Below are 15,226 nucleotides of genomic sequence, written 5' to 3'. Positions count from 1 at the left end.
CGAACCTGTCTTAGAAAGGGCCTCATTTACGGGGGCGTTTTCTAAGACGCGGTTCGCGGATCGGGAGGCTGCCTTCGGGACGGTGGCCATGAATTGATCCGGACGTGTCGTCTCGAATGTGCAAGGCGCCGGGGCCCGACGGTGTCTTTGCCCGCTGAGAACATCGAAAGGTGACATCTGACATGGCTCAAACGTTCCTTGGCCAGAAACGTCTTCGTAAATATTACGGCAAAATCCGCGAAGTGCTGGAGATGCCGAACCTCATTGAGGTCCAGAAATCTTCTTATGATCTTTTCCTGCGCTCCGGCGATGCAGAGCAGCCCACTGACGGCGAAGGCATCAAAGGTGTGTTCCAGTCGGTTTTCCCGATCAAGGATTTCAACGAAACCTCCGTTCTGGAGTTCGTGAAATACGATCTGGAAAAACCCAAGTATGACGTCGAAGAGTGCATGCAGCGCGACATGACCTACAGCGCGCCGCTGAAGGTCACTCTGCGTCTGATCGTGTTTGATGTCGATGAGGACACCGGCGCCAAGTCGGTCAAAGACATCAAGGAACAGGATGTGTTCATGGGCGACATGCCCCTGATGACGCCGAACGGTACGTTCATCGTGAACGGCACCGAGCGTGTGATCGTGTCCCAGATGCACCGTTCGCCTGGTGTGTTCTTTGATCACGACAAGGGCAAGACCCATTCCTCGGGCAAGCTGCTGTTTGCCTGCCGCATCATCCCGTATCGCGGCAGCTGGCTGGATTTCGAGTTCGACGCCAAGGACATCGTGTTCGCCCGTATCGACCGTCGCCGTAAGCTGCCTGTGACAACCCTGCTGTATGCGCTGGGTCTGGATCAGGAAGCGATCATGGACGCGTATTACAACACCGTGTCCTACAAGCTGGACAAGAAGAAGGGCTGGATCGCGCCGTTCTTCCCCGAGCGTGTGCGCGGCACCCGTCCGACCTATGATCTGATTGACGCCAAATCTGGTGAAGTGATTGCCGAAGCCGGCAAGAAAGTCACCCCGCGCGCGGTCAAGAAACTGATCGAAGAAGGCGTGGTCACCGACCTGCTGGTTCCGTTCGATCACATCGTTGGCAAGTACGTCGCCAAGGACATCATCAACGAAGAAAACGGCGCGATCTATGTCGAAGCCGGTGATGAACTGACGCTGGAATACGACAAGGATGGCGACCTGATCGGTGGCACCGTCAAGGAACTGATCGATGCGGGTATCACCGACATCCCGGTTCTGGACATCGACAACGTCAACGTCGGCCCCTACATGCGCAACACCATGGCTCAGGACAAGAACCTGAACCGTGAAAGCGCGCTGATGGACATCTACCGCGTCATGCGCCCGGGCGAGCCGCCCACCGTCGAAGCTGCGTCGGCTCTGTTCGACACCCTATTCTTCGATAGCGAGCGTTATGACCTGTCCGCCGTTGGCCGCGTGAAGATGAACATGCGTCTGGCTCTGGACGCGCCGGACACCCTGCGCACCCTGCGCCGCGAAGACATCGTGGCCTGCATCAAGGCGCTGGTGGAACTGCGTGACGGCAAGGGCGACGTGGACGACATCGACCACCTCGGCAACCGTCGTGTGCGTTCGGTCGGCGAGCTGATGGAAAACCAGTACCGTGTCGGTCTGCTGCGCATGGAGCGCGCGATCAAAGAGCGTATGTCGTCGGTCGAAATCGACACCGTCATGCCGCAGGACCTGATCAACGCGAAACCGGCTGCGGCTGCTGTTCGTGAATTCTTCGGCTCGTCGCAGCTGTCGCAGTTCATGGACCAGACCAACCCGCTGTCCGAGGTTACCCACAAACGCCGTCTCTCGGCGCTTGGCCCGGGTGGTCTGACGCGTGAGCGTGCGGGCTTTGAGGTTCGCGACGTGCACCCGACCCACTATGGCCGGATGTGCCCGATTGAAACGCCGGAAGGTCCGAACATCGGTCTGATCAACTCGCTGGCCACCTTCGCCCGCGTGAACAAGTATGGCTTCATTGAAACACCGTACCGCGTTGTGAAAGACGCCGAGGTGACCGATGAGGTTCACTACATGTCCGCGACCGAGGAAATGCGTCACACCGTGGCGCAGGCGAACGCGACGCTGGACGCTGATGGCAAGTTCATCAACGATCTGGTTTCGACCCGTCAGGCCGGTGACTACACGCTTGCCCCGCGCGAGAATGTGGACCTGATCGACGTGTCGCCGAAACAGCTGGTATCAGTAGCTGCATCGCTGATCCCGTTCCTCGAAAATGACGACGCCAACCGCGCTCTGATGGGCTCGAACATGCAACGTCAGGCGGTTCCGCTGCTGCGCGCCGAAGCGCCGCTGGTCGGTACCGGTATCGAGGAAAAGGTTGCGATCGACTCGGGTGCTGCGATTCAGGCGAAGCGCGCCGGTATCATCGACCAGGTCGATGCCCAGCGTATCGTTATCCGCGCCACCGAAGATCTGGAACTGGGCGACGCTGGCGTTGACATCTATCGTCTGCGCAAATTCCAGCGTTCGAACCAGAACACCTGCATCAACCAGCGTCCGCTGATCAAGGTAGGTGACACCGTCCAGAAGGGCGAAGTCATTGCCGATGGTCCGTCGACCGACATGGGTGAACTGGCCCTTGGTAAGAACGTGGTCGTCGCGTTCATGCCGTGGAACGGCTACAACTACGAAGACTCGATCCTGATCTCGGAACGTATCGCGCGTGACGACGTCTTTACCTCGGTCCATATCGAGGAATTCGAAGTCGCAGCCCGTGACACCAAGCTGGGCCCGGAAGAGATCACCCGCGACATTCCGAACGTCGGTGAAGAAGCGCTGCGCAACCTCGACGAGGCGGGCATCGTTTACATCGGTGCGGATGTTGAGCCGGGCGATATTCTGGTCGGCAAGATCACTCCGAAGGGCGAAAGCCCGATGACCCCGGAAGAAAAGCTGCTGCGCGCCATCTTTGGTGAAAAAGCATCTGACGTGCGCGATACCTCGCTGCGCGTGAAGCCGGGCGATTACGGTACGGTCGTTGAGGTTCGTGTCTTCAACCGTCACGGCGTCGAAAAAGACGAGCGTGCGCTGCAGATCGAGCGTGAGGAAGTCGAACGTCTGGCCCGTGACCGGGACGACGAGCTGGCGATCCTTGACCGCAACATCTATGCGCGTCTGAAAGGCCTGATCCTGGGTAAAACCGCTGTCAAAGGCCCGAAAGGCGTCAAGGCAGGGTCGGTGATCACCGAGGATCTGCTGGAAACTCTGACCCGTGGTCAGTGGTGGCAGCTGGCGCTGGAAGACGAGCAGGATGCACAGATCGTTGAGGCTCTGAACGAGCAGTACGAAGTGCAAAAGCGTGCTCTGGACGCCCGTTTTGAGGACAAGGTCGAAAAGGTCCGCCGTGGCGACGACCTGCCGCCGGGTGTGATGAAGATGGTCAAAGTCTTCATCGCCGTTAAGCGCAAGCTGCAGCCGGGCGACAAGATGGCCGGTCGTCACGGGAACAAAGGTGTGATTTCCAAGGTTGTTCCGATGGAAGACATGCCGTTCCTGGCCGATGGTACTCCGGTTGACTTCTGTCTGAACCCGCTGGGTGTGCCTTCGCGTATGAACGTTGGTCAGATCCTTGAGACCCACATGGGTTGGGCCGCGCGCGGTCTGGGTCTGAACATCGACGACGCTCTGGGTGAATACCGCCGGTCCGGCGACCTGACCCCGGTTCGCGAAGCGATGAAGCTGGCCTATGGCGAGAATGTCTACGAAGAAGGCATCACCGGTCTGGACGAGGATGGCCTGATCGAGGCCGCGGGCAACGTGACCCGCGGTGTTCCGATCGCTACCCCGGTCTTCGACGGTGCCAAAGAGGCTGACGTCAACGACGCGCTGGTGCGTGCGGGCTTCTCGGAAAGCGGTCAGTCGGTTCTGTTCGACGGTCGTACCGGTGAGCAATTCGCACGTCCGGTCACCGTGGGCATCAAGTACCTGCTGAAACTGCACCACCTGGTGGACGACAAGATCCACGCGCGTTCGACCGGGCCGTACAGCCTGGTTACCCAGCAGCCGCTGGGTGGTAAGGCGCAGTTCGGTGGTCAGCGCTTTGGTGAGATGGAGGTCTGGGCTCTGGAAGCTTACGGCGCCGCCTACACCCTGCAGGAGATGCTGACGGTGAAATCGGATGACGTCGCCGGTCGGACCAAGGTCTATGAATCGATCGTCAAGGGCGAGGATAACTTTGAAGCGGGCGTACCGGAATCGTTCAACGTTCTGGTTAAAGAAGTCCGTGGCCTCGGCCTGAATATGGAACTCCTGGATGCGGAGGTTGAGGAGTGAGGATAATAGTTAGCTCTGCTACTGCCTCGCTTGTCGCAACAGCCGCGTTGGGGGCTTGTAGCTGGACTGTTGGCTCCACGGTTGACAAAGTCACCGTGGAACCGACGGACGAACAATTGCTTGCCGAGCGAAAGATCACCACTCGGTCAGGGCCAGTCCCTGCGTTTACTTATGAAGTGAACGAAGACGATGGCAGAACTACAAAGCTGGTGTCCACTGACCCGGACGCCCCGCGATGCGAGTTTGCCCGACCCGTCGAGCGTCCTAAATGGCGTGAGGTGCGCCTAACCGATACCGGAGACAGAATGCGGCCGAAAGACTATCACCGTTCTGTCTTCTATGAATGTATTGAGCCTGGAAAGGTTGTCCAATGAACCAGGAAATCACCAACAACCCGTTCAACCCGCTGACGCCCCCGAAGGTTTTCGACGAGATCAAGGTCTCGCTGGCGTCGCCCGAGCGGATCCTGTCTTGGTCCTATGGCGAGATCAAGAAACCCGAAACCATCAACTACCGGACGTTCAAGCCCGAGCGTGACGGTCTGTTCTGCGCGCGTATCTTTGGCCCGATCAAAGATTACGAATGTCTGTGTGGCAAATATAAGCGGATGAAGTATCGCGGCGTTGTCTGCGAGAAATGCGGTGTGGAAGTCACCCTGCAAAAAGTCCGCCGCGAGCGTATGGGCCATATCGAACTGGCCGCGCCTGTTGCACACATCTGGTTCCTGAAATCGCTGCCGTCCCGCATCGGTCTGATGCTGGACATGACGCTGCGCGATCTGGAACGCGTTCTGTACTTTGAAAACTATGTCGTTATCGAGCCCGGTCTGACCGACCTGACCTATGGCCAGATGCTGACCGAAGAAGAGTACATGGATGCGCAGGATGCCTATGGCATGGACGCGTTCACCGCCAATATTGGTGCCGAAGCCATCCGTGAGATGCTGGCCCAGATCGATCTGGAAGCCGAAGCCGAGCAGCTGCGCGCTGATCTGGCCGAAGCAACCGGCGAGCTGAAGCCCAAGAAGATCATCAAGCGTCTGAAGGTTGTTGAATCCTTCCTCGAGTCGGGCAACCGGCCCGAGTGGATGGTGATGACCGTGATCCCGGTCATTCCGCCGGAACTGCGTCCGCTGGTTCCGCTGGATGGTGGCCGTTTCGCGACTTCGGATCTGAACGATCTGTATCGCCGCGTCATCAACCGGAACAACCGTCTGAAGCGTCTGATCGAACTGCGCGCGCCTGACATCATCGTCCGCAACGAAAAGCGGATGCTGCAGGAATCTGTTGACGCTCTGTTCGACAACGGCCGTCGTGGCCGCGTGATCACCGGCGCCAACAAGCGTCCGCTGAAATCGCTGTCGGACATGCTGAAAGGTAAGCAGGGTCGCTTCCGTCAGAACCTTCTGGGTAAGCGCGTCGACTTCTCGGGCCGTTCGGTCATCGTGACCGGTCCGGAGCTGAAGCTGCACCAGTGTGGTCTGCCCAAGAAGATGGCGCTGGAGCTGTTCAAGCCGTTCATCTACTCGCGCCTTGAAGCCAAGGGTCTGTCTTCGACCGTGAAACAGGCGAAGAAACTGGTCGAGAAAGAGCGTCCCGAAGTGTGGGATATCCTCGACGAGGTGATCCGCGAACACCCTGTCATGCTGAACCGTGCACCGACGCTGCACCGTCTTGGCATTCAGGCGTTCGAGCCGGTCCTGATCGAAGGTAAAGCGATCCAGCTGCACCCGCTGGTCTGTTCGGCCTTTAACGCCGACTTCGACGGTGACCAGATGGCCGTTCACGTCCCGCTGAGCCTTGAGGCCCAGCTGGAAGCGCGCGTTCTGATGATGTCGACGAACAACGTTCTGTCGCCCGCAAACGGCGCACCGATCATCGTTCCCTCGCAGGATATGATCCTGGGTCTCTACTATGTGACCCTGGAACGTGAAGGCATGCCTGGCGAAGGCAAGGTGTTCGGTTCGATCGACGAAGTTCAGCACGCACTGGATTCGGGCGAAGTGCACCTGCACTCGAAAATCACCGCGCGGATCACGCAGATCGACGACGAAGGCAACGAAGTTCAGAAGCGTTACGAGACCACTCCGGGCCGTCTGCGCCTGGGTGCTCTGCTGCCGATGAACAACAAGGCGCCGTTCGAGCTGGTCAACCGCCTGCTGCGGAAGAAAGAAGTGCAGCAGGTGATCGACACCGTCTACCGTTACTGCGGTCAGAAAGAGTCGGTCATCTTCTGTGACCAGATCATGTCGATGGGCTTCAAAGAAGCGTTCAAGGCGGGCATCTCGTTCGGTAAGGACGACATGGTCATTCCGGATGACAAGTGGGGCATCGTTGATGACACCCGCGGTCAGGTGAAGGACTTTGAACAGCAGTACATGGACGGCCTGATCACTCAGGGCGAAAAGTACAACAAAGTTGTCGATGCCTGGTCGAAGTGTAACGACCGCGTCACCGAGGCGATGATGAGCACGATCTCGTCGTCAGATCGGGCTGCGGACGGATCCGAGCAGGAACCGAACTCGGTCTACATGATGGCCCACTCGGGTGCGCGTGGTTCGGTCACTCAGATGAAACAGCTGGGCGGTATGCGCGGCCTGATGGCCAAGCCGAACGGTGACATCATCGAGACGCCGATCATCTCGAACTTTAAAGAAGGTCTGACCGTTCTCGAGTACTTCAACTCGACCCACGGTGCCCGTAAGGGTCTGTCGGATACCGCTCTGAAGACGGCGAACTCGGGTTATCTGACCCGTCGTCTGGTGGACGTCGCTCAGGACTGTATCGTTCGTGAGATCGACTGTGGCACCGAACGTGCGATCACCGCCGAAGCTGCCGTCAACGACGGTGAGGTTGTTGCCTCGCTGGCCGAACGTGTGCTGGGCCGCGTCTCTGCCGATGACGTTCTGCGTCCGGGCACGGACGAGGTTCTGGTCGCTGCAGGCCAGCTGATCGATGAGCGTATGGCTGACATGATCGACGAGGCTGCCGTTGCGTCGATGCGCATCCGTTCGCCTCTGACCTGTGAGTCCGAGGAAGGCGTCTGTGCAACCTGCTACGGTCGTGACCTTGCACGCGGCACCATGGTAAACACGGGTGAGGCTGTCGGCATCATCGCCGCCCAGTCCATCGGTGAACCCGGTACGCAGCTGACGATGCGGACCTTCCACATCGGTGGTGTTGCGCAAGGTGGTCAGCAGTCGTTCCAGGAAGCCAACCAGGACGGTGTTGTCGCGTTCGAGAACCCGCAGATTCTGGTCAATGCCGCAGGCGAAAGCCTGGTCATGGGCCGGAACATGAAGGTTGTCATCAACGACGAGCACGGCGAAGAGCGCGCCAGCTTCAAGCTGGGCTACGGCTCCAAGCTGTTCGTCAAGGACGGCACCAAGGTGGCACGTGGCGACAAGCTGTTCGAGTGGGATCCCTACACTCTGCCGATCATCGCCGAGAAAGCCGGTACCGCGAAATACGTCGACCTGGTTTCGGGCCTTGCCGTCCGCGACGAGACCGACGAAGCAACCGGTATGACCCAGAAGATCGTGATCGACTGGCGCGCCGCCCCCAAAGGCAGCGACCTGAAGCCCGAGATCATTCTGGTCGGTGAAGATGGCGAGCCGGTCCGCAACGATGCGGGCAACCCGGTTCACTATCCGATGTCGGTGGACGCGATCCTGTCGGTCGAAGATGGCCAGACCATCGAAGCCGGTGACGTTGTCGCGCGTATCCCGCGTGAAGGCGCCAAGACTAAGGACATCACCGGTGGTCTGCCGCGTGTGGCCGAACTGTTCGAAGCCCGCCGTCCGAAAGATCACGCGATCATCGCAGAAGCCGATGGTTACGTGCGCTTTGGCCGCGACTACAAGAACAAGCGCCGCATCAGCATCGAACCAGCTGACGAGTCGATGGAAACGATCGAGTACATGGTGCCCAAGGGCAAGCACATCCCGGTGCAGGAAGGCGACTTCGTGCAGAAGGGTGACTACATCATGGACGGTAACCCGGCTCCGCATGACATCCTGTCCATCATGGGTGTCGAAGCGCTGGCGGATTACATGATCGACGAGGTGCAGGACGTGTATCGTCTGCAGGGCGTGAAGATCAACGACAAGCACATCGAAGTCATCGTGCGCCAGATGCTGCAGAAGTGGGAGATCCTGGATTCAGGCGACACCACCCTGCTGAAAGGCGAGCATGTCGACAAGCAGGAGTTCGACGCGGCCAACGAGAAGACCATCGCCCGCGGTGGTCGTCCGGCACAGGGCGAGCCGATCCTTCTGGGGATCACCAAAGCCTCGCTGCAGACGCGTTCGTTCATCTCGGCGGCGTCGTTCCAGGAAACCACCCGCGTGCTGACCGAAGCGTCGGTTCAGGGCAAGAAGGACAAACTGGTAGGCCTGAAAGAGAACGTCATCGTCGGTCGTCTGATCCCTGCCGGTACCGGTGGTGCGACCCAGGCCGTGCGTCAGGTTGCGCAATCGCGCGACAACGTCGTGATCGAAGCCCGCCGGGAAGAGGCCGAAGCGGCCGCTGCCCTGGCTGCGCCGATGATGGACGACGACATGGTCGGCGACGAGCTGGACGTTCTGGTGGAAACCCCGGAAAGCCGCGAGTAAGCGCACTGGCATAAATTCAGGAAAGGCCCTGCGGAAACGTGGGGCCTTTTCTTTTGGCACCGTGGAAGAAGCCTGAGAGCTTGCGTTTGCAGCGCATTCTGGTGTTCGTTTGCTGTATGAGTGAAAACGAATTTGAATCAGTCATTTACTTCTATGCGCAAACGGACCCATATGCCGAGTTCTCGAACTTTGCACCATTTGGCGTTGCCATGGATGGGATGTGGTGGCGCACGGTCGAGCACTTTTTCCAAGCCCAGAAATTCCATGATGCAGGATATCGTGAACGTATTCGGCTTTGCAGCAAACCGAAGAACGCCAAGGCGCTGGGTATGACCCGGAACGTTGCTCTTCGGTCGGATTGGGATGAGGTGAAAGATCAGATCATGCTGGATGCCGTTCGGGTCAAGTTTGCCACGCACGAGCGCCCTTGTGAATTGCTGCTGAATACTGGAACGGCGAAAATCGTCGAGAACGCGCCGATGGATTCCTATTGGGGGTGCGGGTCGGACGGACAGGGATTGAACAAGCTTGGTAAGATATTGATGAAGGTTCGTAGGGAATTGCAGACGCGCGAGAGGGTAGATCAATGAAAACTGTAAAAGGCGACCTGATCCAATTGGCGACCGATGGCGAGTTCGATGTCATTGTCCACGGATGTAACTGTTTCCACACGATGGGGGCCGGGATTGCGAAAACGATTGCGGCGCGGTTTCCCGCAGCGCTCGAGGCTGACAAGCGCACTGAATATGGCGTCCGTACTAAGTTGGGGACAATCTCAATTGCTTCGGTAAGGGTCGATGCAGTTAATTTCACCATCGTGAATGCCTACACTCAGTTCGATTGGAGGGGGCGTGGGCTGAAAGCTGATTACAACGCGATCTCAAGCTGTTTTGACGACGTCGCGCAAAGATTTCCCGCTGCGCGGATTGGCTATCCACTTATCGGTGCGGGGCTGGCGCGCGGTGATTGGGGCGAGATTGAGCCACGCATCCAAAAGGCGCTTGAGGGATTGGATCATACGCTGGTTGTATATTCCGGCTGACAAAATCCAACGGAAAGGGCCGTTGACAAGACCATTGTACGTTTTGTCTATGGGTTGAGCTGTCGTTAGTTTTGGATGCCGCCACTATGAACTCGAACATGAAGGGCGCGCTGCTGATGATGGGCAGTATGGCGGCCTTTACGATCAATGATGCGCTGATCAAGGCCGCGGGGGCAGAGGTGCCGCTGTTCCAGATGGTGGCAATGCGCGGGGTTCTGGCGACGGTTCTGGTGTATCTGCTGGCGCGGCATTTGGGGGCGCTGCATCTGAACTTCCCACGCCACGACAAATGGCTGGTGGCGGCGCGGTGTCTGGCCGAGCTGTCGGCAACATTCTTCTTTCTGACTGCGCTGCTGCATATGCCGCTGGCCAATGTGACAGCTGTATTGCAGGCCCTGCCGCTGACGGTGACCCTTGGTGCGGTGGTGTTCTTCGGTGAACAGATCGGTTGGCGGCGCGTTCTGGCCATTGCGCTGGGGTTTCTCGGTATGCTGCTGATTGTGCGACCGGGCCCCGAAGGGTTCAGCATCTATGCCATCTACGCGCTGATCGCGGTTGTGTCGGTCACGATCCGCGATCTGATCACGCGGCGTATGTCGATCCATGTGCCCTCGTTGGCCGTTACATTGGCGACCTCGTTCACCATCACCGTTGCAGCCGCGTGTGCCTCTCTCGCCTCCGGCTGGCAGCCGGTGCCGACAGGGGCAGGGCTGATGGTCGCGTGCGCGGCGGTGTTTGTGCTGACCGGGTACCTGTGCAGCGTCATGGTCATGCGCGTTGGGGATGTCGGATTTGTCGCGCCGTTTCGCTATTCCAGCCTGATCTGGGCGCTGGTCCTGGGCTGGCTGGTGTTCGGCGACTGGCCGGACTCGGTTACATTGCTCGGGGCGGCATTGGTCGTGGGGGCCGGGTTGTTCACGCTTTTCCGCGAGCGGCACTCTCACACCGCAGAGTGAGCCTGCCGGACCGCATCCTGTTCGATAGCAAAGCGTGCAATGAATTCGCCCTCCTGCTCGGGCGTCAGCGGAGACAACTCTGTGGTGCTGTTGCGGGCATGGGGTGAATCGTTGAACTGGTTCAGCGTGCGCACCCACATCGGCGCATCCGGGTAGCTGATTACGGGCATGAAGTTCCCGATGCGGTGATGGGCGAAATTCATGATCGTCTGCTCACAGCCGCCGCGTACATGCATGGCGAATCCGACACCTAACAGAGGCCGAAACACCTGCGCGGCCCGAATGCCGTCTGCCCCGAAGCGGGCCAGAAAACCCTGATTATAGTCGATGGCGACGGTTTTGTTGTTCGCCATCAGACCTTCAGCCTCGACCGCAGCGCTGCGCAGGCGTTCGACAAAATCCACCGACACGGAATCGTCATCGTCGTGGCGGAATTGCAGGCAGGGCGCACTGGGGTTGTCGCGCGCGGCGTTCAGGACCTCTTTCATCACTTTGCGGTGCCGGGCGGGCGCACGGGCGATGATCCGGACCTGCTTCATCCCGGCGGTCAGATCGTGCAGCCGGTCAAAAGCGGGTTTCGGCAGGCAATCCCCGATCACGATCAGGAACTGGAAGTCCTCATCGGTCTGTTCCTTGAAACAGGGCAGGGTGGTGGTTTCGAACAGTCTGAACCGCTCTTCCAGACGGGCCGGATTGTAAAGGTACCGTCGGCGTTCCTCGATCGTGTCATGTTCGACCTGAAAGCCGCCATGGGCGGGGTAGGAAAAGCGGCAAAGGCCTATGACTTGCATGAATCATCCGTGGTGCAGACCGTTGAACAGACTATGCCTGCGCACCGAGGAACCCGCAACGGGCGGTCGTGCTGGAAATCCCCGCCGAGCCCTGATAAATCCCGGCGGACCGGCCAGTTGATCCCCTAATTAGGCGTACTGTTGACACTCGGGCCGACTCCCCCTATTACGCGCGTCATCTCGGTGCCGGGGGCCGCCCCATAACCGATTCCAGTAATGAACTGGTCAAGACCCGGACAATTTTGCAGTTCGCGTCCTCTGATAACCAACCGCGACGTTCACCTCGGAATGGGAACGCTCGCGGGTTTTGCGCTTGTGGACGCATAAGTGCAGCAAGTTTAACCGCACGCAACGCGCGTGCATGTCATGTGTGTTGCAAAACGGGGAAGAAACCGGAATGCCAACTATTCAACAGCTGATCCGCAAGCCGCGGCAGCCCAAAGTAAAACGCTCGAAGTCCATGCACCTGGAGCAGTGCCCGCAGAAACGCGGCGTCTGCACACGTGTTTACACCACCACGCCGAAGAAGCCGAACTCAGCTATGCGTAAGGTTGCCAAAGTGCGCCTGACCAACGGGTTCGAGGTCATCTCGTACATCCCCGGTGAAAGCCACAACCTGCAGGAACACTCGGTTGTTCTGATCCGTGGCGGCCGTGTAAAAGACCTTCCCGGTGTGCGTTACCACATCCTGCGCGGTGTTCTGGATACTCAGGGCGTCAAAGATCGTAAGCAACGTCGTTCGAAATACGGCGCGAAGCGTCCCAAGTAAGAAGGAGAGGCTGATATGTCACGTCGTCACGCCGCCGAAAAACGCGAAGTCCTGCCTGACGCCAAATTTGGCGACAAGGTTCTGACCAAATTCATGAACAACCTGATGATCGACGGCAAGAAGTCGGTCGCAGAGCGCATCGTTTACAACGCGTTTGACCGCGTTGAGAACAAGATCAAGCGCGCTCCTGTCGAAGTGTTCCACGAAGCGCTCGACAACATCAAACCGTCGGTCGAGGTTCGCTCGCGCCGGGTTGGTGGTGCAACCTATCAGGTTCCGGTCGAAGTGCGCCCCGAGCGCCGCGAAGCACTGGCCATCCGCTGGCTGATCACTGCTGCGCGTGGCCGCAACGAAAACACCATGGAAGAGCGCCTTGCTGGCGAGCTGCTGGATGCTGTTCAGTCCCGTGGTACTGCCGTCAAGAAACGCGAAGACACCCACAAGATGGCCGAGGCGAACAAAGCCTTCAGCCATTACCGTTGGTAATCCTAGAGGCTTAGACAAATGTCACGCGAATATCCTCTCGAACTGTACCGTAACTTCGGTATCATGGCGCACATCGACGCAGGTAAGACCACCTGCTCGGAGCGTATCCTGTATTACACTGGTAAATCCCACAACATCGGTGAGGTGCACGATGGTGCAGCCACCATGGACTGGATGGAGCAGGAGCAGGAACGCGGCATCACCATCACTTCGGCTGCGACCACCACTTTCTGGGAGCGCACCGAGGACGGTCAGACCGCAGAAACGCCCAAGCACCGCCTGAACATCATCGACACCCCCGGCCACGTTGACTTCACCATCGAAGTCGAACGCTCGCTGGCGGTTCTCGACGGTGCCGTCTGCGTTCTGGACGCAAACGCCGGTGTTGAGCCCCAAACCGAAACCGTGTGGCGTCAGGCTGACCGCTACAAGGTTCCGCGTATGGTTTTCGTCAACAAAATGGACAAGATCGGCGCAGACTTCTTCAACTGCGTTCGCATGATCGAAGACCGCACCGGCGCACGCGCTGTTCCGGTTGGTATTCCGATCGGCGCCGAGTCCGAGCTGGAAGGTCTGATCGACCTGGTCACCATGGAAGAGTGGCTGTGGCAGGGCGAAGATCTGGGTGCAAGCTGGATCAAAGCTCCGATCCGCGACAGCCTGAAAGACATGGCTGACGAATGGCGCGGCAAGATGATCGAAGCGGCCGTCGAAATGGACGACGACGCGATGATGGAATACCTGGAAGGCAATGAGCCCGACGTTCCGACCCTGCGCGCCCTGCTGCGCAAAGGTACCCTAGACATCGCGTTCGTTCCGGTTCTGGGTGGTTCGGCGTTCAAGAACAAAGGCGTTCAGCCGCTGCTCAACGCTGTGATCGACTATCTGCCCAGCCCGCTGGACGTTGTTGATTACATGGGCTTCAAACCCGGCGACGAGGAAGAAGTTCGTGACATCGCCCGTCGTGCAGACGACGACATGGCCTTCTCGGGCCTGGCGTTCAAAATCATGAACGACCCCTTCGTTGGCTCGCTGACCTTCACCCGGATCTACTCGGGCACCATGAACAAGGGTGACTCGATCCTGAACTCGACCAAAGGTAAGAAAGAGCGCATCGGTCGTATGATGATGATGCACTCGAACAACCGGGAAGAGATCGAAGAAGCGTTTGCAGGCGACATCATCGCGCTGGCGGGTCTGAAAGACACCACCACCGGTGACACCCTGTGTGACGCGAAGGATCCGGTGGTTCTGGAAACCATGACCTTCCCCGATCCGGTGATCGAGATCGCGGTTGAGCCCAAAACCAAGGGCGACCAAGAGAAGATGTCCCAGGGTCTGGCCCGTCTGGCCGCTGAAGACCCGTCCTTCCGTGTGGAAACCGACCTGGAATCGGGTCAGACCATCATGAAAGGCATGGGCGAACTTCACCTGGACATCCTGGTTGACCGTCTGAAGCGCGAGTTCAAGGTTGAAGCGAACATTGGTGCACCGCAGGTGGCCTATCGTGAAACCATCTCGATGCCGGTCGAGCACACCTACACCCACAAGAAACAGTCGGGTGGTTCGGGTCAGTTCGCGGAAGTCAAGCTGGAGATCCAGCCGACCGAAGCGGGCGAAGGCTATTCGTTCGAAAGCCGCATCGTTGGTGGTGCCGTTCCGAAGGAATACATCCCGGGTGTTGAAAAAGGCATCAACTCGGTCATGGACAGCGGCCCGCTGGCTGGCTTCCCCGTGATCGACTTCAAGGTTGCCCTGCTGGACGGTAAGTTCCACGACGTCGACTCGAGCGTTCTGGCGTTCGAAATCGCATCGCGGATGTGTATGCGTGAAGGCATGCGCAAAGCTGGCGCGAAGCTGCTGGAACCGATCATGAAGGTCGAAGTGATCACCCCGGAAGAATACACCGGCGGTATCATCGGCGACCTGACCTCGCGTCGTGGCCAGGTATCTGGACAAGAGCCGCGCGGCAACGCGATCGCGATCGACGCGTTCGTTCCGCTGGCGAACATGTTCGGCTACATCAACACTCTGCGTTCGATGTCGTCGGGCCGTGCCCAGTTCACCATGCAGTTCGACCACTACGATCCGGTTCCGCAGAACATCTCGGACGAGATCCAGGCGAAATACGCATAAGCGAAGATTTGAGGGAGCTCGGGTACCGGGCTCCCTTCATTACCGAAAAAGGAGGCCATCATGGCAAAGGAAAAGTTTGAGCGTAATAAGCCGCACGTCAACATCGGCACGATTG

Annotated in this window: 9 protein-coding genes; 8 read left to right on the top strand and 1 reads right to left on the bottom strand. The window is 58.6% G+C overall.

What is annotated here, in order from left to right; translation table 11 throughout:
* Nucleotides 1-182: 182 nt before the first annotated feature.
* From rpoB to GOX88_RS22525, 5 genes are all read left to right on the top strand, one after another.
* On the top strand, nucleotides 183-4,319 hold the full coding sequence (gene rpoB / locus GOX88_RS22545) for a DNA-directed RNA polymerase subunit beta (RefSeq protein WP_170407473.1): 4,137 nt from the start codon (nucleotides 183-185) through the stop codon (nucleotides 4,317-4,319).
* A 370-nt stretch (nucleotides 4,320-4,689) separates the two neighbouring features.
* Complete coding sequence (rpoC, locus tag GOX88_RS22540) at nucleotides 4,690-8,931, top strand: DNA-directed RNA polymerase subunit beta' (RefSeq protein ID WP_170407470.1); 4,242 nt, start codon at nucleotides 4,690-4,692, stop codon at nucleotides 8,929-8,931.
* A gap of 86 nt (nucleotides 8,932-9,017) precedes the next feature.
* The gene (locus GOX88_RS22535; RefSeq protein ID WP_254443410.1) at nucleotides 9,018-9,521 is read left to right on the top strand and encodes an NADAR family protein; all 504 of its coding nucleotides are present in this window, start codon (nucleotides 9,018-9,020) and stop codon (nucleotides 9,519-9,521) included.
* Complete coding sequence (locus tag GOX88_RS22530; protein ID WP_170407467.1) at nucleotides 9,518-9,973, top strand: macro domain-containing protein; 456 nt, start codon at nucleotides 9,518-9,520, stop codon at nucleotides 9,971-9,973. Before GOX88_RS22535 ends, GOX88_RS22530 begins: the two co-directional genes overlap by 4 nt.
* Nucleotides 9,974-10,059: 86 nt before the next feature.
* Nucleotides 10,060-10,929: a DMT family transporter gene (locus GOX88_RS22525; RefSeq protein ID WP_170407464.1), complete on the top strand. Its 870-nt coding sequence runs from the start codon at nucleotides 10,060-10,062 to the stop codon at nucleotides 10,927-10,929.
* Here the strand turns inward: GOX88_RS22525 and GOX88_RS22520 are convergent.
* Nucleotides 10,914-11,720, bottom strand: coding sequence for a putative rhamnosyl transferase (locus GOX88_RS22520; protein ID WP_170407461.1), 807 nt, complete (start codon nucleotides 11,718-11,720; stop codon nucleotides 10,914-10,916). The two genes, GOX88_RS22525 and GOX88_RS22520, sit on opposite strands and share 16 nt — an antisense overlap.
* 397 nt (nucleotides 11,721-12,117) lie before the next feature.
* Between GOX88_RS22520 and rpsL the strand changes: the two genes are divergently transcribed.
* The 3 genes from rpsL to fusA are packed head-to-tail and all read left to right on the top strand — an operon-like array spanning nucleotide 12,118 to nucleotide 15,111.
* Nucleotides 12,118-12,489, top strand: a complete 372-nt coding sequence (gene rpsL, locus GOX88_RS22515; RefSeq protein ID WP_005621086.1) for a 30S ribosomal protein S12 — start codon at nucleotides 12,118-12,120, stop codon at nucleotides 12,487-12,489.
* A 15-nt stretch (nucleotides 12,490-12,504) separates the two neighbouring features.
* Nucleotides 12,505-12,975, top strand: coding sequence for a 30S ribosomal protein S7 (rpsG, locus tag GOX88_RS22510; protein WP_039529242.1), 471 nt, complete (start codon nucleotides 12,505-12,507; stop codon nucleotides 12,973-12,975).
* Nucleotides 12,976-12,993: 18 nt separating this feature from the next.
* Nucleotides 12,994-15,111, top strand: a complete 2,118-nt coding sequence (fusA, locus tag GOX88_RS22505) for an elongation factor G (protein WP_170407458.1) — start codon at nucleotides 12,994-12,996, stop codon at nucleotides 15,109-15,111.
* The last annotated feature ends 115 nt before the right edge of the window (nucleotides 15,112-15,226 follow it).

The sequence above is a fragment of the Ruegeria arenilitoris genome (assembly GCF_013030985.1).
Taxonomy (GTDB): domain Bacteria; phylum Pseudomonadota; class Alphaproteobacteria; order Rhodobacterales; family Rhodobacteraceae; genus Ruegeria; species Ruegeria arenilitoris_B.
This window is presented reverse-complemented; position numbering and strand designations above follow the sequence as displayed.

What these genes read in the sequence shown, in the direction of transcription:
- rpsG (WP_039529242.1), top strand. Translation starts at nt 12,505, where the DNA reads ATGTCACGTCGTCACGCCGCCGAAAAACGCGAAGTCCTGCCTGACGCC.
- GOX88_RS22520 (WP_170407461.1), bottom strand. Translation starts at nt 11,720, where the DNA reads ATGCAAGTCATAGGCCTTTGCCGCTTTTCCTACCCCGCCCATGGCGGC.
- GOX88_RS22525 (WP_170407464.1), top strand. Translation starts at nt 10,060, where the DNA reads ATGAACTCGAACATGAAGGGCGCGCTGCTGATGATGGGCAGTATGGCG.
- fusA (WP_170407458.1), top strand. Translation starts at nt 12,994, where the DNA reads ATGTCACGCGAATATCCTCTCGAACTGTACCGTAACTTCGGTATCATG.
- rpoB (WP_170407473.1), top strand. Translation starts at nt 183, where the DNA reads ATGGCTCAAACGTTCCTTGGCCAGAAACGTCTTCGTAAATATTACGGC.
- rpsL (WP_005621086.1), top strand. Translation starts at nt 12,118, where the DNA reads ATGCCAACTATTCAACAGCTGATCCGCAAGCCGCGGCAGCCCAAAGTA.
- rpoC (WP_170407470.1), top strand. Translation starts at nt 4,690, where the DNA reads ATGAACCAGGAAATCACCAACAACCCGTTCAACCCGCTGACGCCCCCG.
- GOX88_RS22530 (WP_170407467.1), top strand. Translation starts at nt 9,518, where the DNA reads ATGAAAACTGTAAAAGGCGACCTGATCCAATTGGCGACCGATGGCGAG.